This is a genomic window from Flavobacterium piscisymbiosum, assembly GCF_020905295.1.
In the GTDB taxonomy this organism is placed as follows: Bacteria; Bacteroidota; Bacteroidia; order Flavobacteriales; family Flavobacteriaceae; genus Flavobacterium; species Flavobacterium piscisymbiosum.
Window position 1 is genome coordinate 2,981,804 of the sequence record NZ_JAJJMM010000001.1, and the last position, 24,955, is coordinate 3,006,758.

The following is a 24,955-nucleotide window of genomic DNA, read 5'->3' on the forward strand; positions in this document are numbered from 1 at the left end:
AAAAAGGAGAAGACTGCACTTTTGCAGTCTTTTTTTTAAGATTAATTAATAAATAAATTGGTTAATCATTTCGAGAATTATATATTTGCTCGGTTTAAAAAAAATGTTGTAATTCGTGATCTCGATTTTTTAGTTTTAAAAACTCATGTCAGGGCTTATTTTTAGGGAATTTAAAACCAAAAACAAACAATAAAACATAATTAATTTTTAGTAATAATGCAGAATAAAGGACTTATTAAATTTTTCGCAATTCTATTTGCATTGGTAAGTATTTACCAACTTTCTTTCACTTTTGTGGCAAATAATGTCAAAAGTGAAGCTAAAGCCTTTGCAGGAGATAATCCTGACAAAGAATTAAAATATTTAGATTCTATTGGTAAAGAAAAAGTGTTGAACCTTGGTTTTTCGGATTTTACTTATAATGAAGTAAAAAACAAACAACTTAATAAAGGTCTTGACTTAGAAGGAGGAATCAACGTGATTCTTCAAATTTCTATTAAAGATGTTTTGAAAGGTTTAGCTAACAATTCTAAAAATCCGGTATTTAATAAATCATTAGCTGATGCAAGTGCAAATTTAGAAGGAAACAAAACTTACTTAAATAAGTTTTTTGAAGCTTTTGAAGCGAATTCAAACGGAACTACAAGATTAGCTTCACCTGATATTTTTGCAAATAGAAGTTTACAAGGAGAAGGTGGAATCGATTTTCAAATGTCTGATTCACAGGTTCAAAAAGTAATCAAAAGAAAAGTTGATGAGTCTGTTGAAAGTGCTTACAAAGTATTAAGAGAGCGTATCGATAAATTTGGTGTTACACAACCAAACATCCAGAAATTAGGAGAAACAGGAAGAATCTTAGTAGAGCTTCCAGGTGCTAAAGATGTTGATAGAATTAAAAAATTATTAGGTGGAAAAGCTCAATTAGAGTTTTGGGAAACTTATAAAATTGAAGAAGTTGGAAACTTTTTAGTAGCTGCTAACGAAGCTTTAAAAAAGACTGAAATCAAAAAAACAGAAACTAAAACTGTTGCTAAAGATTCATTGAATGCTTTATTGACTGATGCTAAAGATTCAGTTAGTACTAAAAAAGGAAACAATCCTTTATTTGATAAAATGTTAAGCCAGGGTGGTGGACCAGTTTTAGGTTACTTCGCTCCAAAAGATACTGCTGCTGTAAACAGCTATTTCAAAAGAGCAGATATCAGAGTTTTATTAGGTGCTGATCAGCACAATGCAAAATTTGTATGGAGTAAACCAACTACTATAAAAGACCCACAAGCAAAAGATGTAAAAACGGCTAAAGATCTTGAAGTAGTTGAATTATATGCTTTAAAAGGTAACAGAGATAACGTTCCTGCGATGAGCGGTGGAGTTGTTACTGATGCAAAAGATACTTTTGACCAATTAGGAAAACCAGCTGTTTCTATGCAAATGAACAGTCAGGGTGCTAAAGTTTGGGAAGAATTAACAGGTAGAGCTTTCTCTCAAAAAGGATATATTGCTATTGTTTTAGATAACATCGTATATTCTGCTCCTGGTGTTACTAGTGGGCCAATTGCCGGAGGTAGATCTGAAATTACAGGATCTTTTGATGTTGCTGAAACTAAAGATTTAGCTAACGTATTAAATGCAGGTAAATTACCAGCTTCTGCTGATATTGTTCAGTCAACTGTTGTAGGGCCATCTTTAGGTCAGGCTGCAATTGATGCAGGTACAATTTCATCTGTATTAGGATTTTTATTAGTTTGTATCTGGATGGTTTTCTATTATGGTAAAGCAGGTTGGTATGCTAACCTTGCGTTATTATTGAACTTACTTTTCTTATTCGGAATTATGGCAAGTTTTGGTTTTGTACTTACATTACCAGGTATTGCAGGTATCGTACTTACATTAGGTACAGCGGTAGATGCGAACATTATTATCTATGAAAGAGCAAAAGAAGAATTACGTGAAGGTAAATCACTGTCTGAGGCAGTTGCTGCTTCTTACGGATGGCACGGAGCAATGCGTTCTATTATTGATGCGAACGTAACACACGTTTTAACTGGAGCTATCTTGTTTATTTTTGGAACAGGACCAATTAAAGGTTTTGCTTTAACTTTACTTATTGGTATCGTAACTTCAATGTTTACGTCAATCTTTATCGCTAGAATTTTTATCGACAGAAATATTGCTGGAAAAGGTGATTTAACTTTCTCTACAAACATTACTAAAAACTGGTTTACAAACTTCCACTTTGACTTTATTAAAATCAAAAAATTCACTTATATTTTCTCTTCTATTGTAGTTGTAGTAAGTTTAACTTCTATCTTCTTCGTTAACGGATTAGATGAAGGTGTTGATTTCGTTGGAGGAAGAACATTCCAGGTGAAATTTGAAAAAGCAATTGATGCTACAACAGTTTCAGATGAGTTATCTGCAGCTTTTGGAACTCCTGTTGAAGCTAAAATTTTAGGTGATGATGATCAATTAAAAATCACTACAAAATATAAGATTAAAGAAGACGGTGTTGCTATCGACGAAGAAGTGAATCAGAAATTATACAATGCATTGCAAAAGTATTACCCAAACACTTCTTACGATAAATTCATCAACTCATTTGATGGTAAAAGAATCGGTGTATTGCAAGCTTCTAAAGTTGGAGCTTCTATCTCTGAGGATATCAAAACTAACTCATACTGGGCGGTTCTTGGTGCAATGGCAGCAATCTTCTTATACTTAATGGTTTCTTTCCGTAAATGGCAATATTCATTAGGAGCGATCGCAGCTGTAGCGCATGACGTTATCTTTGTATTAGGTATCTACTCTTTATGTTATAAATTCATGCCTTTCCACATGGAAATGGATCAGCACTTTATCGCTGCAATTCTTACTGTTATTGGTTATTCTATGAATGATACCGTAATTGTATTTGACAGGGTGAGAGAGTTTATCATCGGAAACCGTAAAGGTAGCTTCGAAGATATCGTAAACGCTTCTATTAATACTACATTATCAAGAACATTGAATACGTCATTAATGATGATCATTGTATTATTAACGATGTTTATCTTTGGTGGAGAATCTATCAGAGGATTTATCTTCGCGATGTTAGTAGGTATCGTGGTAGGAACTTACTCTTCATTATTTATCGCTACACCAGTATTGGTAGACACGATTTCAACTGATGAGAAACACACAATTGAAGAAAAACACAAACAAGCATAATTGCAGGTTTATATAAATTAAAAAGATCCAACGAAAGTTGGATCTTTTTTTTGTGCTATATTTAGACTTATAAAGAGTTGTTTATGAGTAAAAAATTACTGTTTGTTATATTGTTTCTTTGTGTTGTGTTTTATGCTTTTGCACAAGATAAAAAGGGTAAAATTGCGATAGGCCTTAATTACGGTTTTGGAAGTGAATTCAGTAACAGCAACTACACTTTTACCAATCACTTTTATAAAACCCAATTGTATTATCGAATTAAAGAAACGAAACACTTTCAATATGAAATTTTGGTGCAGCCGGAAATTAATTTTGCTATACATCAATTGCTTAACTTTTATTTTGTAAAGCCTGAAACGCCTGATTATATCGAAAAAAGAGAAGAATATACCAAATTGAAGGATGTTCATGAGTACGTTTTAAATTTTGGATTTCTGGTAAGAAAGCCAATAGGTAAAATATTCTCAATTTATGTTTTAGGAAGTATCGGACCCATGATTACAGATACTGAAACCGAAAGAATGTCTGATGGGTTTGCTTTTGCAGATGTTTTAGCTTTTGGAATATCTGCTAAAGTAGATCAGTTTAGGTTTGATATTCGACCGAGTATTCGGCACGTATCTAATGCAGGATTAAATAGTGAAAATGCGGGCTACAATACAAAGAATATTGAAATAGGTATTTCGTATGGTTTATAAAAAGAAAAAGCCCAAAATCTAAGATTTTGGGCTTTTTTTATTTTGAATATTATTTTAAGATGCAGCTAAAGGATTTCTTTGCGCTCTAATAATAAAAAACAAACCTATAATGATAAAAGGAATACTTAACCATTGTCCTGTAGAGAAAATGCCTAATTCTTCTTCGATTCCTCCCTGGCTTTCTTTTACAAATTCTACTATAAAACGAACTACAAATAAAAGAACCAAAAACAATCCGAACAATAATCCTGATTTAAGTCTTGCATTTGTTTTCCAGTACAAGAAATATAAAGTAGCGAAAACAAATATATAGGCAATACCTTCATATAGTTGTGTTGGGTGTTTTGCAGGAACCTGAGCTAATAACTCGGCGAATTTAGGATCTGTTGCAATTGCAGTGTAAGCTGCTTTTGGATCTGCAATTTGTGTTGCGTTTACAGCTTCATTTTTACTAAACTGATCATGTAAAAAACGAATCCCGAATGCAGAATCAGTTTCTTTTCCGATAATTTCAGAATTGAAGAAATTTCCAAGACGAATAAAAATAGCACCACTCGCTACAGGAATAACTACACGATCTAAAATCCATAATAAAGAACGTTTTAATATTTTTTTGCTGTAATAGTACATTGCAATTATAATAGCAATTGCTGCACCATGGCTTGCTAAGCCTTGAAAACCGGTAAATTCAAATTTTGGTTCAAATCTAAATGGCAGGAAGATTTCAAGTAAATGATTTCTGAAATATTCCCAATCGTAAAATAAAACATGTCCCAAACGTGCGCCTATCAAAGTTGCTAAAACAGTCCAGACAAATAAAGAGTCTAATTTATCTAGTGATTCATTTTCGCGTTCAAAAATCTTTTTCATTATGAACCAGCCTAATCCAAAAGCGATTACGAACATTAAACTGTAGTAACGAATCATAAAAAATCCTAAGTCGATTCCTTCTGAAGGATTCCAAATGATATTTGAAGAAAGTGTCATATATTAAATTGTTTTTGTGTTGTAAAAATAAATATTTAAAGTATAGTTGGTCTTTATAAAAAGTTAATGTTTATGTGAACATTTCTTTTCGGGAACTGGATCGTAGCCGGTTCTTCCCCAGGGATTACAACTCAAAATTCGTTTTATTCCCAGATATCCGCCATAAAATAATCCATGAGTTTGTAGTGCCTGAATCATATAGCTCGAGCATGTTGGTTCGAACCTGCAGCTTGCCGGTGTAAAAGGCGAAATTGCAGTTTGATAAAAGCGCACTAATAAAACAAATGGAGTAGTTACTTTCATGATTTATTAGAAAATGATTTGATTATATAGAAAAGCTTGTGCCTTCTTTTCCGTCTTTTAACTGAATTCCCAAAGCAATCAACTGATCGCGAATTTGGTCAGAAAGTGCAAAGTTTTTATCGGCTCTGGCTTGATTTCTCATTCCAATAAGCATATTTACAACACCTTCTAATTTATCATTATTAGCATCAGCACCTTTGTCATCACTTAAACCTAAAACATCAAAAACAAAAGCATTAATGGCAGTTGCAAATGAAGTTAGATCTTCGGCAGAAATCGTTTCTTTTCCTTCTTTCAGTAAATTGATATAACGAACAGCCTCGAACAATTGCGCGATTAAAATAGGAGTATTGAAATCGTCATTCATGGCATCGTAAGACAATTGCTTCCATGAAGCAATATCTATAGAACTAGTGGTACTTGCCGAAATACCTGGTAAGGCATCAACAGCTTCCATCAATCTTTTATATCCTTTTTCGGCTGCAACAATAGCATCGTCAGAAAAATCCAGAATACTTCTGTAATGCGCCTGTAACATAAAAAAACGTGTTACAGAAGCTGAAAAAGCTTTACTTAAAATAGTATTGTCACCACTTAAAATCTCGCCTGGTAAAATATTATTTCCAGTCGATTTGGCCATTTTTTTACCGTTAAGGGTCAGCATATTGGCATGCATCCAGTAATTTACCGGAGACTGACCTGTACAAGCTTCGTTTTGAGCAATTTCACATTCATGATGAGGGAATTTTAAATCCATTCCACCTCCGTGAATGTCAAAATGATTACCCAAATATTTGGTGCTCATAGCAGTACATTCAAGGTGCCAGCCAGGAAAACCATCGCTCCAAGGTGAAGGCCATCTCATGATATGTTCCGGTTCTGCTTTTTTCCAAAGAGCAAAATCCTGGGGATTTCTTTTATCAGACTGACCATCAAGATCACGGGTATTGGCTAACATATCTTCGATATTTCGGCCGCTTAAAACTCCGTAATTATGATTTTCGTTATATTTTACAACATCAAAATAAACAGATCCGTTGGCTTCATAACCAATTCCGGTATCAATGATTTTTTTGATAATTTCGATTTGTTCAATAATATGTCCCGTAGCAGTAGGTTCGATGCTTGGCGGTAAAAAGTTGAAAGATTTTAGGATATCATGAAAATCTACCGTATAGCGCTGTACAACCTCCATAGGTTCCAGTTGCTCTAAACGTGCTTTTTTGGCAATTTTATCTTCACCTTCATCAACATCGTCTACAATATGTCCAACATCAGTAATATTACGAACGTAACGAACCTTGTAATCAAGGTGTAGAAAATATCTGAATATCACATCAAAAGACATAAAAGTTCTCACATTTCCTAAGTGTACATTGCTATAAACCGTAGGTCCGCAAACATACATTCCAACATTTCCTTCATGGATTGGTTTGAAATTTTCTTTTTCACCCGAAAGTGAATTGTATATTTTTAGAGGCTGTGATGTGTATAATGGCATATCTACTTTATAGTTTGTTGTTTGTGGTTTATTGTTTTTAGTTTTGGGTCGAAAAAAAGCTATTTGAATTTTAATCCTTTGATTTCACAATTGTTTAGATAGTTCATCATCGCACCGATTTTGTTCTTTTCTAATTCAACTATTTCATTCAATTTAGAATGTTGTTCTTCGGTAATCAATTTTTTATCAAAAGCTCTATAGGACTGTGATTTTACTTCTCCAGCTGAACCTTTTGCAATACTAAGAAATTGGATAAATTCTCTATTGCCATTTCGTTCAAAACCTTCAGCAATATTATCCATAATAGAGCCTGAACTTCTGTCAATCTGATCTTTTAAAGAATAGTTTGTTTTTAAGTTCGTGTTTTGGATTAGGAATTCTATTTTTTGGCAGATTTCTCTAGCCAATCTCCAAATTTCTAAATCTTCGAATTTTTCTATTTTCGCCATAACAACAAACTATAAACTAAAAACAATAAACTTCTTAAAATTGAGTGTCTAATTTAATATAATCTAAAAATTCTCTCTTCGTTTGAGGATCTTTGAATTTTCCACCAAATTCAGACGTTACAGTGCTGCTCTCGATATCTTTAATTCCTCTTGAGTTTACACAAAGGTGTTTGGCATCGATAACGCAAGCAACATCTTCAGTACCTAAAGCTTTTTGTAATTCCTGAACAATTTGCATTGTTAAACGCTCCTGAACCTGAGGTCTTTTGGCATAATATTCTACAATTCGGTTCATTTTTGATAAACCAATCACTCTTCCGCTCGAAATGTAAGCAACATGCGCGCGTCCGATAATGGGTAATAAATGGTGTTCGCAGGTAGAATAAACGGTAATGTTTTTCTCGACTAACATTTCACCGTATTTGTAATTATTATCAAAAGTTGAAGCTTTTGGTTGTTTTGAAGGATTAAGACCACCAAAAATTTCCTTTACAAACATTTTTGCTACTCGGTTTGGAGTACCTTTTATGCTGTCATCCGTTAAATCCATTCCTAAAGTCTGCAGGATATTTTCAACATCTTTTTTTATTCTTTCTATTTTTTCATCATCGCTTAAATCAAAAGCATCCTGTCTTACAGGGTTTTGTGCGTTGCTGCTAAAATGATTGTCTCCTATTTCGTCTAAAAAATCTTCGTTATTTATCATTAAAAACTACTATTATGATGGGTATATCTTTTTAAGGCGGTAAAGATAATTAATAAAAAGGAAACCTTTTCTATCGTTTTTACTATTTAATCGTTCCTTTTTGGATATAATTTAAATTAAAACCAAAATGGTATTTTTTTAAAACACAAAAGACAATAACATAAGGTGTTATTGTCTTTTGAAGGTTTTTGTTTTTTAATATTTATTTTTTGTTGTAAACCAAAAGTGCTTCTTTTAAAATGTTTACAGCAGTCACTAAATCTTTTTTGTTTAAGACATAAGCAATTCTTACCTGATTCAATCCCATTCCCGGAGTCGAATAAAATCCTGCGGCAGGAGCAACCATAACAGTTTCGCCATTAAGATCGTAAGTTTCAAGAAGCCATTGTGCAAAATCTTCAGAGTTTTCTATAGGCAATTGTGCAATGCAATAAAAAGCGCCTTTGGGTTTGGTAACAATAACACCTTCAATTTTATTCAATTCTGTAATCAAAGTATCACGACGGCCCTTATATTCTGATATTACTTCATCAAAATAACTTTGTGGCGTATCTATCGCAGCTTCGCAGGCAATTTGCTCAATTGTTGGCGGACTTAAACGCGCCTGTGCAAATTTCATTACGGTGGCTAAAACATCTTTATTTTTAGTAATCAAACATCCAATTCTTGCTCCGCACATACTGTAACGTTTTGATACAGAATCGACCATGATTACATTTTGCTGAACATCCTCAAGATTCATCACAGAATAATGAACATCATCGCCATCGTATAAAAACTCACGATAAACCTCGTCAGCAATTAAATACAAATCGTGTTTTTTTATTAAGCCGGCTAATTGTTTTATCTCGGCTTCAGAATATAAATAACCCGTTGGATTACCAGGATTACAAATTAAAATCGCTTTGGTTTTTGGTGTAATCAATTTTTCAACATCTTCAATACTTGGCAATGCAAATCCAGTTTCGATCGTAGAAATAACAGGAATTACAGTTGCACTTGTAGACGATGCAAACGCATGATAATTAGCATAAAAAGGTTCCGGAATAATAATTTCATCTCCCGGATCTGTAATTGTGGCCAATGCAAACAATAAGGCTTCAGAGCCACCAGTAGTAACAATGATGTCTTCTGAGTTAACATTTACGTTTTGACGTTGGTAAAATTGAGCTAATTTTTTTCTATAACTTTCATATCCGGCAGACGGACTGTATTCTATAAGAGTTAAATCAATATTTTTTACCGCCTCGATGGCCACTTCGGGTGTCTTGATATCCGGTTGACCAATGTTTAAGTGATACACTTTTTTTTCTTTTTGTTTTGCAAGATCTGCAAAAGGAGCAAGTTTACGTATCGGTGATTCGGGCATGTTTCTGCCTTTGTGTGAAATTGTTGGCATGAGTTTTATTATTGAAGTGCAAATTTGCATTTTTTTTTCGAATTTAACGTAAACATTACAGGTACTTATTAAAATGTAACAATTATCAATATTTTTAGTAATTTTATCATAAAATATTATCAATGAAAAAATATTTCATGTTGTTTTTTGGGCTTTTGACATCTTTGTCACTTATGGCACAAGGTGATTTTTTGATTGATAAGCACAGTAGCAAGGTTACTATTCCCTTCAAACTGATTAATAACCTTATTTTTATTCCAATAAAAGTAAATGGTATTGAATTAAATTTCCTGCTCGATTCCGGTGTCGAAGAAACGATCTTGTTTAGTATGGAAGAAAGGCAGGAAGTGAGTTTTAATAATATTCAGAAAATAAAACTACGCGGTTTAGGAAGTGAAGCCGAAATAGAGGGTCTGAAATCGACAAATAATGTTTTAGAATCCCATGGTTTAAAATCTAGTAATCATTTGGTTTATATTATTTTAGACCAGAGTTTTAATTTGTCTTCACATATAGGGATTGCGGTAAACGGTATCATAGGATATAAATTTTTTAAAAATAATATTGTAGAAATCAATTATCAAAAAAAGAGGATAGTTGTGCATTTAAACAACGAACAAACCAAACAAAAACTAGATAAAAAATTCAAAACAGTTCCTATAACTATAGAAAGATCCAAACCTTATATTTATGCCACGGCAATTGTCGATGATAACAAAGTACCGGCCAAATTACTGATCGATATTGGTAACAGTGATGCTTTTTGGATTTTTGAAAATAATAAAATTAAATTGCCCATAAAGAATTTTCCTGACTTTTTAGGAAAAGGATTTAGTGGCGATATTGAAGGACACAGGGCTAAAATTGATAATTTTTTTATTGATGATTTTAATTTTAAAAAACCAATTGTCTCTTTTCCCGATTCAAGTTCTATTAAAAATGTAAAAATGGTTCCGGATCGAATAGGGTCTGTTGGCGGAGAAGTTTTAAAAAGGTTTACCGTAGTTCTGGATTATGCAGATAAGAAAATGTATCTTAAAAAAAACAGTAAATTTTCTGAACCCTTTACTTATAATAAAAGCGGAATCACAATTCAGCACAACGGCCTTCAATGGGTTCAGGAAACGGTTCATTTAGAGATGGTAAAAGTGGCTTCAACATTAGATGAAGTTACAAGTAATGAAAAAAAAGATGGTAATTTTAGATACAAATTTTCATTAAAACCTGTTTATGAAATTGTCAATATCCGTAAAAACTCAGCTGCCGAAAAATGCGGATTGCAAAAAGGTGACATTCTTGTAAGTATAAACAAAAATTTACCTTATAAATACAGTCTTGAACAAATAAATAACCTATTAAAATCTGAAGAAGATATTTGGATTAATCTTGAAGTAGAAAGAAACAGTCTTATTTTAAAATTTAGATTTAAGCTTGAAGATGAATTATAAAAAGCTAAAAAACAATTAATTAAAAATCTAAACAAAATTGAATAGTATTGCTATTAATTTTACGTTTTGTTTGTGTTTTGTGAAAAATTAACTATTAAATTGTGTTTTTTGTTTAATGAACGTTAATAATTTATTATGTTTATCCTAAAATAACACTTTATGGTTAAAAACTACACTAATTTCTTACAAATTGTATTGTTTTTTGTTTTTTTATCGGTTTTACCCTCAAAAATTTATGCACAATGTGCTGGAGATGATGCACAAAAAATAATTTGTGACATTCAGAATTCAGCTAATCAAAATATTTCTTTATTTTCATTACTGGGAGGTTCTCCAACTGCTGGCGGAAAATGGACAGACGATAATAATTTTAGAGGTTTGGATTCTATCACCGGAAATCTAAATGCACAACTTATTAAAGAAGGTGGTGTTTACCATTACACCTATACTGCTCCTGATGTTGCGGGATGTACAGATAATACAGCAACAATAACACTTACTATTGGTGCTTATGTAGGAGTTGGATCTAAAGCTACGGTATGTAGTCTTGCCGGCAGCTTTAATCTTTTTACGGCATTTGATAGTACTGTTATGGGACCTCATGAAAACGGAATCTGGCGAGATGCTGCAGGCGCGATTCTGGGGTCACCTTCCATTAATATTAGATATATTACAACCCCAACAGAAACACGTCAATTTACGTATGAGGTGCCGCTCGTGCCCGATTGCCCGTCTACGCCGCTAATTACAACTGTATATGTCACCATTGTAAGGACGCCTGAAGAGGGAAACCCACAAGAACTTACATTATGCGGAACTACAGATTTGGACAGTTATACCAATTATGATATGTTTGAATCACTTAAAGATGAAGATCCTGGTGGTGTTTGGAAAGGGCCTGATATCATTTCACGATCAGATCATAATATTAATCTTAAGGAATTGTTTGATAAGTATGGAGCGGGTGATTTGAATTATACGTACACCGTTCTTGCGGTTCCTAACCAAAATATCTGTACCGACAGAACTGCATTTGTAACCATTACACTCGAAAAAAGAATTGATTTTACAGGTACAACACTTGTTGTGCTTAAAGATATTTGCGAAAGTGAGATGGCTACCGCTACTTATTCGGCAAAAATTACAGAAGGTCCTGATGGTATTCCTGACGGAGAATATAAAATTACTTTTAATGTAGCAGGTCCAACAGGAGGATCAGAAACGGTAACGGTAAATTTCCTAAACGGAGTAGTTAATTTTCCAATTAAATCTGCATATTTTCAAAAGGTTGGTAAGTTTACTGTCAACATAACAAGTATTATTCCAACGGTCGGCCCAAAAAAGTGTGTCACTATATTTAGTCCTTTTTCTTATGATATAAATATTTCTCCTTTGCCGCGTTTAGATAATGCTGTAATAACTGCCAGCGCAGTTTGCCAGAACGATATTGCAACAATTCAAATTTCGAATGCCACTTTATTAACCGATGGTAAGTATCGTATCGTTTACAAGATTAATGGCGATAATGTAGCGACAGCGCAAACTGCCACTATAACAGCTGTAGGAGGAAAAGCCAGTTTTGAAATTCCGGGAAGCTTAAACGCAAAAAGTGGATTATCAGTAATTACAATTACTAATATCACCAATATTACAAATCCAACTCCGCAATGTAGTAATACAGCAAATGTTATAGGAAACCTGACAATTAATCCTTTGCCTGTTGTTACAAATGTAAAAGTGCTGGTTAATGATGATTGTTTAAACGGAGTTTTTACTGCTAGTGTTTCAGGCTTAGGAACCTTAACAAAAGTGAAACTTTCTTATGTACTTTTAGATAATAACACTTCGACAGCACAAACTGTCGATTTAACTGTTGTAAACGGGAACGCCAGTTTTGTAATTCCGTCAGCTTTACTTGCAAATACAGGTTCTACTGTAATTTCGGCTACTTATTTAACGAATGATATTACAGGTTGTGGCAGTATTTTGACCAATATATTAGATAGCTTTTTAGTAAATCCTATTCCGTTGGCGCCAGTTGCAGTTAATCCGCCTGATTTTTGCAAAGTAGACAGAGCAACAATTGCGAATTTAACACCGCGTGGGCCGCAATATAAATGGTATAATTCTGCAGCTTTAACCACGCCGCTTGCAGATACTTATCTTTTAAAATCTGAAGACCTATATGTTACCGAAACTTCTGCGGCAAATTGTACATCGCCAGCCAGTATGATTTCGGTAGTAGTAAAAGATACTTCCGCACCAACTTTAAATCCTGACGGACAAAATTTTTGCGGACTAAAAAATCCAGCAATTTCAGATCTTTCAAAGGCGACAAATGTACCTTCGACGGTTTCGTGGTATGATGCTCAAAATAATGGTAATTTATTGGCTTCGACTACTTTGCTTGTTGATAAAGCTACTTATTACGGATACGATCTTTCGAGCGTGACCGATTGTATTTCGGATAGCGTCTTAGAAGTTACCGTTTCATTAACCGAATGTGATCCTGCAGAATATGCTTTTTTTATTCCTGACGGATTTTCGCCAAATGGAGATAATGTTAATGATACGTTCAGAATTCCTGATATTGAATATTTATACCCGGATTATACGCTTGAAATTTTCAATAGATATGGAAATGTAATGTTTAAAGGAAATGCAAATAAACCCAATTGGGACGGAAGAAATTCTGAAGCTGCAGGTTTTGGAGACGGAATAGCGCCAAACGGAGTCTATTTTTATATTGTCAATTTTAATAAAGACAGTAGAAAAGCACAGCAAGGCCGACTTTACCTCAATAGATAATTCCTTTTTATATTATTTAATATAATTTTCAAATGAAAAAAATACCACTTTTTATACTTTTTCTCTTTTACATAACATCAGCCTCAGCCCAGCAAGATCCGGAATACACACATTATATGTACAATATGAGTGTAGTAAATCCTGCGTATGCTACAGGAGTTCCTGCCATGTTAAATCTTGGAGGATTATACAGAACACAATGGGTTGGAGCCGTAGGAGCGCCAAAAACATTTACCTTTTTTGGTCATACTGCTGTTACAGATAAAGTCGAAGTGGGTCTTTCGTTAGTTTCTGATGATATTGGTGATGGTGCGAAAAAAGAAAATAACTTCTATGCTGATTTTGCTTATGTCCTGAATCTTGGAGGAAAAAATAAACTTTCGTTAGGATTAAAAGCAGGTTTTACTTCACTACAAACCAATTTTAACGGATTCAAATTTACTGATACACAAACAGATTTGGCTTTCGCCGAAAATATAAATGTCACCAGACCTAACATTGGAGTAGGAGCGTATTATTTTAGAGATAATTTCTATGTGGGTTTATCAGCACCAAATTTACTGAGTTCTAAACATATCGAAGAAAAGTCGGGAATTAATGCCTACGGATCAGAGGCCATTCATACTTTTTTAACTGCAGGATATGTTTTTCAGATCAATGATATGGTCAAACTAAAACCGGCATTTATGTCGAAGTTTGTTCCCGGAGCACCAGTTTCTGTAGACTTGACTGCCAATGTTTTGTATAATAATAAATTTGAACTTGGAGCGGCTTACAGAGTAAATGATGCCGTGAGTGCTTTAATGAATATTAATGTTACGCCTTCGCTTAGAGTAGGTTATGCTTATGATCATACACTTTCGAATATGGGACAGTTTAATTCCGGTACACACGAAATTATGTTGCTGTTTGATTTGGATTTATTAGGAAAAGGATATGATAAATCACCAAGATTCTTCTAAAATGAAAAATATGAAAAAACTACTCGTTATTGTATTCGTATTTTCAATACAGTTTATAAACGCTCAGGATCTGGAATTGGCAAGAGCCAAACGATTTTTTGCTAAAACCTATTACAGCGAAGCAATTGTGCTCTATGAAAAATTAGCTCAGGAAAAACCATCACAGGAAGTAATTAAAAACTTGGCCGATTCTTATTTTTATACCAATGATTTAATAAAAGCACAACGTTATTACAGACTTCTAATTCAAAATTACAGTAATAATTTAGATCGAAATTATTATTTCAGATACGCTCAAACCTTAAAAGCGAGCAATAGTAATGATGATGCTAATGTTGCATTAAAAGAATATTATGCGAAATCTGACAATGCAGATGCTATTGCCAATTTTGAAAAAGAGATCAAAACCTTAGAAAATGTTACCGCAATTGGAAAAAGATTCGAGATTAAAAACTTGGCAGTAAATACACCAAATTCTGAATTTGGCGCGGTAAAATACAATGATAATCTAGTTTTTGCCGGAGTAAAATTAAAACCGGGATTGTTTGATAAAAAGTTCAAATGGGACAATGAAACCTATTTGAATTTGGTCGAAATTCCACTAAAAAATATCAATTCGGCCGATTCTGTCACGCATTATTTTGCTAAAGAATTAAAAACCGGAATGCATGAATCGAATGCTGTTTTTACAAAAGATGGCAAGACAATTTACTTTACAAGAAATAATTCTAAAAAAGGAAGCAAAAAAACCGACGATAAAAAAATCTCGAACCTTCAGATTTTTAAAGCGGAACTGGTCGATGGAAAATGGAAGAACATAACGTCACTTCCGTTTAATAGTCCCAATTATTCCGTAGAACATCCTGCGTTGAGTGCCGATGAAAAAGTATTGTATTTTGCTTCGGATATGCCGGGAACATTAGGATCTTTTGATATTTATTCGGTAAACATTAATAAAGGAGCATTTGATACGCCTAAAAATTTAGGACCCGTTATTAATACTGAAAAAAGAGAGCAATTTCCTTTTGTTTCATCAGACAATAAACTTTATTTTTCATCAGACGGACATTTAGGATACGGATCTCTTGACGTTTTTGTTTCAGAAATTAACGGAAACGAATATTCTAAACCTGTAAATGTTGGTTTGCCATTAAACTCCAATCTGGATGATTTCTCCTTTACTATAGATTCAAATACCAAAGAAGGTTTTTTTGCATCGAATAGAGAAGGCGGTAAGGGAAGCGATGATATTTATTGGTTTAAAGAAACAAAAGAGCTAATTGTAGAAGATTGCAAGCAGTATATTGCCGGAACCATTACAGATATTGATACCCAGCTGGTTTTAGAAAATGCCATTGTAATTTTGCAGGATTCTGATAAAAAGATTTTGAATACGATTATTACAGCAGCAGACGGAAAATTCAGTTTTACGGTGGCGTGCGAAAGTTCGTTTACGGTTTTGGCTTCAAAAGAAAAATATACCAGCGAATCACGATCATTATCTTCCGGAAAAACAAGAGAGGCAAGCCATGACGCTTCGATGGCATTAAAATCTCTGGAAGCGATAAAACTCGAAGAACAGCAAATTGCCGAAACGAAAAAGAAAGAAGAAGAAATCGAATCAGCCCGTAAAAAAGAAAGAGAAGCTTTGGCAGTTATTGCTTTAAAAGAAGCACAGAAAAAAGCAAAAGCAGATCAAATTGTAGCGGCAGAAATTAAGAAGAAAGAGAAAGCGGAGGAAATTGCAGCAACGGAAATCAAGAAAAAGGAAAAAATAAAACAGATTTTGATTGATGAAAAAGATGTTGTAAAAGACAAAGACAGGCTGATTATCAAAACAGATCCTATTTATTTTGACTATAATTTGTGGTACATCCGTAAAGAATCTAAAGTTATTTTGAGTCGTGTTGTAGCTTTAATGAAGAAATATCCGGACATGGTTATCGAGATAGGATCTCATACAGATTCAAGAGGAAATGAAAAGTTCAATGAAAATTTATCTCAAAAACGAGCCAATTCAACAAGAGATTTTATCATAGAATCAGGGATTAATGCCAAAAGAGTTCAGGCAAAAGGTTACGGAGAATCGGTACCTATAATCAAATGCAAAACAGACGATGCTTGTTCTGAAGAAGAACACGAATTGAACAGAAGATCTGAATTTGTGATTAAGAATTTATAGAATTTATTTACGTAGAGTAAGTTAACCTAACAATGCCCGAAGTGTAATGTCATTAAGTTAAGCTTTTAGAAAATAAAATTATTACAAATAAAATCCGTTTTTATCCGCGTTTTTACGAAGTAAATCTGTTTTATCCGCGTCAATATTAGACGCTGATTTTACTGATTCGCTAAAGCGAAAACGCTGATGACAACGGATTTTTCTAATTGCTTATTTGATTAAACTGTTAAATGATTTTATAGATTTCTCCTTAACTTAATACATCGCCAGAAGCCTCGGGATTAAAAACTGTTAGTTTTTTTAATTTTAATTGGGAAGCCTTTTTTTTGGCTTCTTTTTTATTTAACTTTATAAAATAACATTAACCTAAAGATTTGATTTATGAAAAAACTAGCGATATCTTGTTTGCTTTTGTCTTGCATTGGATTTCAAAGCTGTAAAAATGATGAAAAACAAAAAGAAGCCGAAGCTGCTCAGGCCGAAGCCGAAAAAACAGTAAGTTCAGAATGCTATAAAGCAGTATATGAAAAGGACACAATTCATCTAAAATTGAACACGCTTAAAAACGGAAAAATTGGCGGTGATATGGTGATGAAGGTGGCAAATGCACCAGAAAAAAGCGGAGAAATCAAGGGAGAATTTCGTGGTGATACTTTATTTGTAGATTATACTTTTAAAGAGGTAACAAGTAAAGATAGAACATTCAAAAATCCGATGGCGTTTTTAAAGAAAGACAAACAACTTATTTTAGGTAACGGAACAATGCAAACCACGATGGGAGTTACTTATTTAGTAAAAGATAAACCAATTGATTTTGATCGCGTAAAATATAAATTTGACAGTGTTGAGTGTTCTGAAAAATAAAAATATACAATCTTTGTAATGGTACGCGAATGACACGGATTTGCTTCGCAAAAACACGGATTTAGGCGGATTTTTTTATTATTTGAAAGTAATATAAACAGGTCTGAATAACCACAATCTTGTCATCCCGAACGAGGGATCTCCGCAAGTAACTCATCCTGCAAAATCGCCAATCTTTGTAGAGCTTCTTGCGGAGATCCCTCGTTCCTCGGGATGACAAAAATGAGGAAAACTGCGATCGTGACTGAAAGCTGAAAACTGAGACTTACTACGTCCGTTCGCTCGCGAGAGGGATAGGAGAACGTTACCTTGTAACGCGGATAGCCTGACAGCATCGCGCTAAGAGGGCGTATAAGCGCAAAGAATTTTTGCCCTCTTGGCGTGATGGTGTCTCGCCCAAAGTATGGTTATAGAAGTGCATAAAAAAAGCCGTTCCTTATTAAGAAACGGCTTTTACTATTTTTGGATTTTTATTTTTTTATAGAACTTCTCCCTTGATTTTAAGGGCAACTCTACCATCAGGGTAGTTTACAGCATTAGTTTCAACGGTAATTGTTTTACGAATTGGACCTGAAACCATGTTGTATTTCACATCAATTTTACCTTTTTTGCCAGGCATAACTGCTGCTGCGGGTTTTGTCACAACGATAGAACTTACAGTAGATTCTGCGCCGGTAATTAATAGTGGTGCATCGCCGGTGTTTGTAAATTCAAAAGAGCGGAGTCCGTTGTCGCTTTTCGAAATTTTTCCGTAATCAATCGTGTTGTCTTGGGCTGCAAATTCAATTTTTGGGCCATTTTGTGCATAACCTATTGCGCTAAACAATACGACTGCAATAAAAGAGGCTACATTTTTCATTTTGAAATTGTTTTTAAGTTGTAAGTAAATATACATTCTTTTAATTAACACACAAATTATTAATTCTCTTTTTATAGTGTACTTAATTATTTACTTTTGCTGTCAGTTATAATTACAAAAATTGAACCACTTTTTTGTTTAATTGTTTAATCGTTAATTCGTTTAATCAATTGATGGTCTGCAAGCGGGATTCGCAAAGCAAAAACAGTTAAGCAATAAAACGATTCAGCAATTAAACAAATTAACGATTAAACAAACCTATTTAAATGACAATTCCAGCACAATTTGACGCTAAGACGATTGAGAACAAATGGTATGATTACTGGATGAAAAACAACTATTTTCATTCAGAACCAGATCATAGAACGCCGTATACTATTGTAATTCCGCCTCCAAACGTCACTGGTGTCTTGCATATGGGACATATGTTAAATAATACAATTCAGGATGTTTTAATTCGTAGAGCCCGTCTTAAAGGTTTCAATGCTTGTTGGGTTCCGGGAACGGATCACGCATCTATTGCTACTGAGGCAAAAGTTGTAGCAAAACTAAAAGCAGAAGGAATCAATAAAAATGATTTGACCCGCGAAGAATTTTTAGCACATGCCTGGGAATGGACAGATAAATATGGTGGAGTAATTCTTGATCAGCTTAAAAAACTAGGTGCTTCATGCGACTGGGAACGTACCAAATTTACTATGGATCCTGATATGTCGGCATCTGTAATAAAATCGTTTGTAGATTTATACAACAAAGGATTGATCTACAGAGGTTACCGTATGGTAAACTGGGATCCTGAAGCTAAAACTACTTTGTCTGACGAAGAAGTAATTTATGAAGAACAACAAGGAAAATTATTTTTCCTGAAATATAAAATAGAAGGATCTGAAGATTTCTTGACTATTGCAACAACACGTCCTGAGACTATCTTTGGCGATACTGCTATTTGTATCAACCCAAATGACGAACGTTTTACACATTTAAAAGGGAAAAAAGCGATTGTTCCTATTTGTGGAAGAGTGATTCCAATTATCGAAGATGAATATGTAGATGTAGAATTTGGAACCGGATGTTTGAAAGTGACTCCGGCGCACGACATGAACGATAAAACGTTAGGTGAAAAACACAATCTTGAAATCGTTGATATTTTTAATGAAGATGCAACATTAAACAGCTTCGGATTGCATTATCAGGGAAAAGATCGTTTTGTGGTTCGTACTGAAATTGCAAAAGAACTGGAAGAAATTGGCGCTTTGGCAAAAACCGAAATCCATTTGAATAAAGTAGGAACATCTGAAAGAACCAAAGCGGTAATCGAACCAAGATTATCAGACCAATGGTTCTTGAAAATGGAAGATTTAGTAAAACCTGCAATTAAGTCAGTTTTAGAAACAGGAGATATTAAATTACATCCAAAACGTTTCGAGAATACTTACGCGCATTGGTTAAACAATATTCGTGATTGGAATATCTCTCGCCAGTTATGGTGGGGACAACAAATTCCGGCGTATTATTACGGAGACGGAAAAGAAGATTTTGTAGTTGCAGAAAATATTGAAGATGCTTTAGTTTTAGCAAAGGAAAGAACTTCTAACAACTCACTTACAACATCTGACTTAAGACAAGATGTTGATGCCCTTGACACATGGTTTTCTTCATGGTTATGGCCAATGTCAGTTTTTGGCGGAATCATGGATCCGGAAAGTGCAGATTATAAATATTATTATCCAACAAACGACTTGGTTACAGGTCCGGATATTTTGTTTTTCTGGGTTGCGAGAATGATTATTGCAGGTTATGAATATGCAGGCGAAAAACCATTTACGAATGTATATTTAACAGGTTTGGTGCGTGATAAACAACGTCGTAAAATGTCTAAATCATTAGGGAATTCTCCTGATCCTTTAGATTTGATCGAAAAATTTGGTGCCGATGGTGTTCGTGTAGGATTGCTTTTGAGCGCTTCTGCAGGAAACGATATTATGTTTGATGAAGAGTTATGCCTACAAGGAAAATCATTCACAAACAAGATTTGGAATGCCTTTAAATTAGTTAAAGGTTGGGAAGTTTCTGAAACAATCCCGCAACCGGAATCATCAAAAGTAGCGATCGAATGGTACGAAGCGAAGTTGCAGCAAACTTTAGTAGATATTGAAGATAATTTCGAAAAATACAGAATTTCAGATTCATTAATGGCCATTTATAAATTGGTTTGGGATGATTTCTGTTCTTGGTTTTTAGAGATGATCAAACCGGCGTATCAACAGCCAATTGATAAAGCTACGTTTGATAAAGCAATCGAAATGTTAGAAAGTAACTTGAAATTGTTACACCCTTTCATGCCGTTCTTAACAGAGGAAATTTGGCATTTAATTGCTGATAGAACTCCGGAAGAAGCTTTAATTGTTTCAACATGGCCAGAATTAAAACCTTTTAATGCAGGTTTGATTGCTGATTTTGAAAGTACAATCGAGGTAATTTCTGGAATTAGAACAATCAGAAAAGATAAAAATATTCCGTTTAAAGATACTATCGAATTAAAAGGAATTAATAGCGAGAATCTTTCGACTTATTTTGATACCATCGTAACGAAATTAGGAAACATTTCTGCTTTCGAATATGTTTCTGCTAAAGTGGATGGAGCGTTATCTTTCCGTGTAAAATCAAATGAATATTTTATTCCGATTTCAGGAGGAAATATTGATGTTGAAGCTGAAATTGCAAAACTAACTGCAGAGTTGGTTTACACACAAGGTTTCTTAAAATCGGTTCAGGCGAAATTATCAAACGAGAAATTCGTTGGCGGAGCACCGGAAAAAGTTTTGGCTAACGAAAGACAAAAAGAAGCAGATGCTTTGGCGAAGATTGCTACAATCGAGCAGAGTATTGCTGGTTTGAAATAAGAAATAAGCCAGATTAAATAATAAGTATGATCCTAACAGGTTTCAAAACCTGTTAGGTATTAAGATAAAAACCCGATAAATTTTTAAAATTTGTCGGGTTTTGTTTTACAATAAATTCTCTGATTTTTTTATAAAAAAATGTCTTATTTTTTGATTTTCATATCTTAAAATGATATAATTTTAGTACGATTTTACGTTAAAAATAAAACTGAGATTATAATGAAAAAATTGGTGTTCTGCGTATTTGTTTTTTGTCTTTTTTTGGGATGTTCCAATAAAATAGAGAAGGTAGAAAAGTCTTTTTATTACTGGAAAAGTAACAATTCGCAATTGTCTGAAAAAGAAAGGGCTACGATGGAAAATTTGCATGTGAATACATTGTATGTCAAGTTTTTTGAAGTCGATCATGACGAAAATTTTGGTGATTTTCCGATATCAAAAACATCATTAAGATATTTTGGTGAAGCAACACTAACCATTGTTCCTACCGTATATATTAAAAATGAAGTTTTTAAAAACACCAACAAAAAAAGAATGGATACTCTGGCAGACAATATCAACTTCCTGATAAATAAATATGTCAAAGATAATTTTGGCAGGGCAAATCCTGTGACCGAATTTCAGATGGACTGCGACTGGACATTATCAACAAAGGATAATTATTTTTATTTTTTAAAGAAGTTAAAACAAATTTCTAAAAAAGAGATCAGTTGTACATTGCGATTATACCCTTATAAATACCCTGAAAAAATGGGAATTCCTCCCGTAGACAAAGCAACATTAATGTGTTATAATTTAATAAATCCGCTTGGAGATCATTCAAAAAATTCAATATTAGATGTAAATGAATTAGGTCTCTATCTTAATAAAAAAAGAAAATATCCTGTGCATTTAGATATTGCGTTACCTACTTATTCCTGGATGCAGGTTTATCAGAATAATAAATTCTCGAAAGTGATTTACAACAACGATAAAGAGATTTTAAAATCATTAAAAGAGATAAAACCAATGTGGTATGAAGTAACAAAAGATCAGGTTGTAGATGATTTTTATTTAAGGATAGGAGATAAAATAAAATATGAAAATCTATCTACAGAAAAGATCAATAAAGCCATTGAGGTTATCAAAAAAAATGTTGTTTTTGATCCTGAAACAACCATAACATTATTTCATTTAGATGAAGAACAATTAAGCAAATACAGCAATGAAGAACTTTCTGGCTTTTATACTACTTTTAGTAAGTAACGCAATTTTTGCCTGCGGATTTTATCCTTATAGAGAGGATGTACGGTTTTCATTCTTTAATCCGTTAAATTTTAAATACGATTCGTATTCAGATTTTAATTATTCTACTTATTCATTTAGCATTAATCAAGATCCGTCAGGCGAGGGAATTAAAATTGACGCTAATGAAAATCTATGGCTTCAGTACTGTAAACAAAAAGTGAGTGTAGAAGCTATTAGAACAGTTTTGTTTGAATTCAATTTAGAAGATATTACAGATAAAAGTACGAATGAAATGCTGTGTTATCTTTATAAAATTAAAGATGTAGAAGCTATAAATTATTTAAAATTTGCTAAAAGCTGTGAGGTTTTTAATGGGTTTTACGATGATTCGTGGGAACGAAATAAAATAACCAAGGTAGCAAAACGAACAAAGCTTATAGAGGAAGCCATTTTGCTGTCGAATACAGTAACCAATAGAGAGTTAAAGCAGCGATATACTTTTTTAGCGATACGTTTATCCTATTATAATGATGATAAAGAAAAAATAAGAACATTGTATGATAACGTTTTTGCTTCTCAGAAAAAGGATGATATTTTAAAATACTGGAGTTTATATTTCAGGGTTTTTGCAGAAACAAATAATGCATTATCTAATTTTTATGCTGCGCAGGTTTTTGCAAATGCGCCAGATAAGCGTTTTATGGTTGCAGGTGCATTTAATAATAAAGTACCAATAAACCTGGTTTTGCAATATGCAAAAACAAATCAGGAAAAAGCAAATGTATATTTACTTGCAGGGATAAAAACAACAGATCAATCACTTCATTATTTAAAGCAGATTTATAAATACAATCCAAGAATGGATGGATTGTCCTTTTTATTATTAAGAGAAATTAATAAAGTAGAAGACTGGGTTTTTACGCCTTATTATTCTCTTTTTAATCCTTCTTTGACCTCTTATGATGAAATTGAAAAAATTTCGGTAAAGGAAATCTTCAAACGTGTAGAAAAAGACCGAAAGTATGCAGGACAATTATTAGAATTTGTTAATAATGTAAATTTAAAAAAAACACATGATCCCGCTTTATGGAAAATGAGTAAAGCTTATTTAGCATTTATAACAAAGGATAATCAGAACTGTTTACAACAGATTTCAAAATTAGAGAAAAGCATTCCTAAAAAAGATTCACTTTATTTCAATCAGATTAAAATTATAAAAGCACTTGCATTGACAGCAAATCAGCAAGCAGGAAAAGCAATTATTGAGAATGATGTAAAACAGGTGTTGATTAATAATACAAATCATAAGAAATTTTTATTTGCAATAGGCAGAGAGCTTGAATATAAAGGAAACAGAATTGATGCTGCTTTTTTATACTCTAAGTTAAACGAAAGAGCAGATAACGGCTATGATTCTAGCAATTACGCGTATTGGAAAAGTTCTAAAGGAAAAATTGGTTACTACACCGATTATTACAGTGATTATTTTGATTATATAAATGTTTTTTATTCGCCTGAAGAAGTGCAGAAATTAATCTCGGAATCAACAAAAGCTGACGCTATTGATAAATTCTCGGTATGGAAGCACAGCACTGTTAAAAATGAAACAAAAGAACTGGAAGATTTAATAGGTGTCAAATACATTCGTCAGAATAAATTAGAGGAGGCTTTATCTTATTTTAGTAAAAATGAATACCGATCAGATCGTGAAATTAATTATTCTGATTGCATGTGGGAAAGAGAAAATTGCGATTACAGGTTAAAAGACCCATTTTTTGTTTTAAAATACACACCGGAATTTGTGTTGCAAAAAAAAATATTAAGATTTAATAAATATACAGTAACCCAAAAGTTAATTTCTTATTTAAAAATTGCATCAAATCCAGAAGAGAAAAATAAAGATTACTATAACTTTTTGATCGCAAATTGCTACTACAATATGACATCTTACGGAAGCATTTGGGAAATGCGGCGTTACGGATACGGAGCAGGCACAGAAGAAAGAGATTACCCTGTAGAAGATAATAATGAGTTTTATGAATGTAATCTGGCTAAGAAATATTACAGTTTAGCTTTTAAGAATGCTAAAACAGATAAATTCAAAGCTTTATGTCTGACTATGATGGGTAAGTGCGAGCAAAACAAATTAGTTCATCAATATCCCAACGACTATAATAACCGGATTAAGAATTATGGTGATTTTCTTTTCAAAAAAAATAAATACTATCAGGATTTAAATTCGAAATATGCTGATGATTATGACAGGCTAACATCCAGTTGTAATGCTTTTGAAGAATATTTTAAAGCGAGGAGATAATTAAGACAAACCTAACAGGTTTCAAAAACCTGTTAGGTTTTTTTATATAAAAGATGCTACGCCACGAATTCACGAATTATTATACCACATATTGAAGAATTATTCGTGAATTAGTGGCTGCTTTAAATTAGTATT

The 24,955-nt window shown here is 33.3% G+C and carries 17 protein-coding genes; 10 read left to right on the top strand and 7 right to left on the bottom strand.

Annotation, left to right across the window (positions count from 1 at the left end; all coding sequences use genetic code 11):
- Nucleotides 1-216: 216 nt before the first annotated feature.
- Nucleotides 217-3,207, top strand: coding sequence for a protein translocase subunit SecDF (secDF, locus tag LNP81_RS13020; RefSeq protein WP_230036439.1), 2,991 nt, complete (start codon nucleotides 217-219; stop codon nucleotides 3,205-3,207).
- Nucleotides 3,208-3,290: 83 nt separating this feature from the next.
- Nucleotides 3,291-3,905 (top strand): acyloxyacyl hydrolase, encoded by a 615-nt coding sequence (locus tag LNP81_RS13025; protein ID WP_230036441.1) that lies wholly within the window; start codon nucleotides 3,291-3,293, stop codon nucleotides 3,903-3,905.
- A gap of 54 nt (nucleotides 3,906-3,959) precedes the next feature.
- Here the strand turns inward: LNP81_RS13025 and lgt are convergent, their stop codons facing one another.
- The 6 genes from lgt to LNP81_RS13055 all read right to left on the bottom strand — a co-directional run bounded on the left by lgt (nucleotide 3,960) and on the right by LNP81_RS13055 (nucleotide 9,250).
- On the bottom strand, nucleotides 3,960-4,892 hold the full coding sequence (gene lgt / locus LNP81_RS13030; protein ID WP_230036443.1) for a prolipoprotein diacylglyceryl transferase: 933 nt from the start codon (nucleotides 4,890-4,892) through the stop codon (nucleotides 3,960-3,962).
- A gap of 63 nt (nucleotides 4,893-4,955) precedes the next feature.
- Nucleotides 4,956-5,195 (bottom strand): membrane protein insertion efficiency factor YidD, encoded by a 240-nt coding sequence (yidD, locus tag LNP81_RS13035; RefSeq protein ID WP_230036446.1) that lies wholly within the window; start codon nucleotides 5,193-5,195, stop codon nucleotides 4,956-4,958.
- Nucleotides 5,196-5,217: 22 nt separating this feature from the next.
- Entirely contained in the window at nucleotides 5,218-6,696 is a 1,479-nt protein-coding gene (cysS, locus tag LNP81_RS13040) for a cysteine--tRNA ligase (RefSeq protein ID WP_230036448.1), read from the bottom strand.
- Between the two features lie 59 nt (nucleotides 6,697-6,755).
- The gene (locus LNP81_RS13045) at nucleotides 6,756-7,145 is read right to left on the bottom strand and encodes a four helix bundle protein (RefSeq protein WP_230036450.1); all 390 of its coding nucleotides are present in this window, start codon (nucleotides 7,143-7,145) and stop codon (nucleotides 6,756-6,758) included.
- Between the two features lie 34 nt (nucleotides 7,146-7,179).
- Complete coding sequence (folE, locus tag LNP81_RS13050) at nucleotides 7,180-7,851, bottom strand: GTP cyclohydrolase I FolE (RefSeq protein ID WP_065448260.1); 672 nt, start codon at nucleotides 7,849-7,851, stop codon at nucleotides 7,180-7,182.
- A gap of 202 nt (nucleotides 7,852-8,053) precedes the next feature.
- A complete protein-coding gene (locus tag LNP81_RS13055; RefSeq protein ID WP_230036452.1) occupies nucleotides 8,054-9,250 on the bottom strand; it encodes a pyridoxal phosphate-dependent aminotransferase in 1,197 nt (398 codons plus the stop codon).
- Nucleotides 9,251-9,372: 122 nt separating this feature from the next.
- Between LNP81_RS13055 and LNP81_RS13060 the strand changes: the two genes are divergently transcribed.
- From LNP81_RS13060 to LNP81_RS13080, 5 genes are all read left to right on the top strand, one after another.
- Nucleotides 9,373-10,698 carry a PDZ domain-containing protein gene (locus tag LNP81_RS13060; RefSeq protein WP_230036454.1) on the top strand — a complete coding sequence of 442 codons (1,326 nt, stop codon included), beginning with the start codon at nucleotides 9,373-9,375 and terminating at the stop codon, nucleotides 10,696-10,698.
- 159 nt (nucleotides 10,699-10,857) lie between these two features.
- Entirely contained in the window at nucleotides 10,858-13,506 is a 2,649-nt protein-coding gene (locus tag LNP81_RS13065; protein ID WP_230036456.1) for a T9SS type B sorting domain-containing protein, read from the top strand.
- A gap of 32 nt (nucleotides 13,507-13,538) precedes the next feature.
- Complete coding sequence (locus tag LNP81_RS13070; RefSeq protein WP_230036458.1) at nucleotides 13,539-14,468, top strand: PorP/SprF family type IX secretion system membrane protein; 930 nt, start codon at nucleotides 13,539-13,541, stop codon at nucleotides 14,466-14,468.
- Nucleotides 14,469-14,478: 10 nt separating this feature from the next.
- A complete protein-coding gene (locus LNP81_RS13075; protein ID WP_230036460.1) occupies nucleotides 14,479-16,650 on the top strand; it encodes an OmpA family protein in 2,172 nt (723 codons plus the stop codon).
- A 381-nt stretch (nucleotides 16,651-17,031) separates the two neighbouring features.
- On the top strand, nucleotides 17,032-17,514 hold the full coding sequence (locus tag LNP81_RS13080) for a hypothetical protein (protein WP_230036462.1): 483 nt from the start codon (nucleotides 17,032-17,034) through the stop codon (nucleotides 17,512-17,514).
- Nucleotides 17,515-17,992: 478 nt separating this feature from the next.
- Here the strand turns inward: LNP81_RS13080 and LNP81_RS13085 are convergent, their stop codons facing one another.
- Nucleotides 17,993-18,373 carry a DUF1573 domain-containing protein gene (locus tag LNP81_RS13085; protein WP_065448298.1) on the bottom strand — a complete coding sequence of 127 codons (381 nt, stop codon included), beginning with the start codon at nucleotides 18,371-18,373 and terminating at the stop codon, nucleotides 17,993-17,995.
- Nucleotides 18,374-18,639: 266 nt separating this feature from the next.
- Here LNP81_RS13085 and LNP81_RS13090 point away from each other — a divergent pair, with 266 nt between their 5' ends.
- From LNP81_RS13090 to LNP81_RS13100, 3 genes are all read left to right on the top strand, one after another.
- Nucleotides 18,640-21,276, top strand: a complete 2,637-nt coding sequence (locus LNP81_RS13090; RefSeq protein WP_230036464.1) for a valine--tRNA ligase — start codon at nucleotides 18,640-18,642, stop codon at nucleotides 21,274-21,276.
- Between the two features lie 354 nt (nucleotides 21,277-21,630).
- Nucleotides 21,631-22,521, top strand: a complete 891-nt coding sequence (locus tag LNP81_RS13095; RefSeq protein ID WP_230036466.1) for a hypothetical protein — start codon at nucleotides 21,631-21,633, stop codon at nucleotides 22,519-22,521.
- On the top strand, nucleotides 22,481-24,820 hold the full coding sequence (locus LNP81_RS13100) for a hypothetical protein (RefSeq protein ID WP_230036468.1): 2,340 nt from the start codon (nucleotides 22,481-22,483) through the stop codon (nucleotides 24,818-24,820). The genes LNP81_RS13095 and LNP81_RS13100 overlap by 41 nt, the downstream gene beginning before the upstream one ends.
- Nucleotides 24,821-24,955 lie beyond the last annotated feature (135 nt).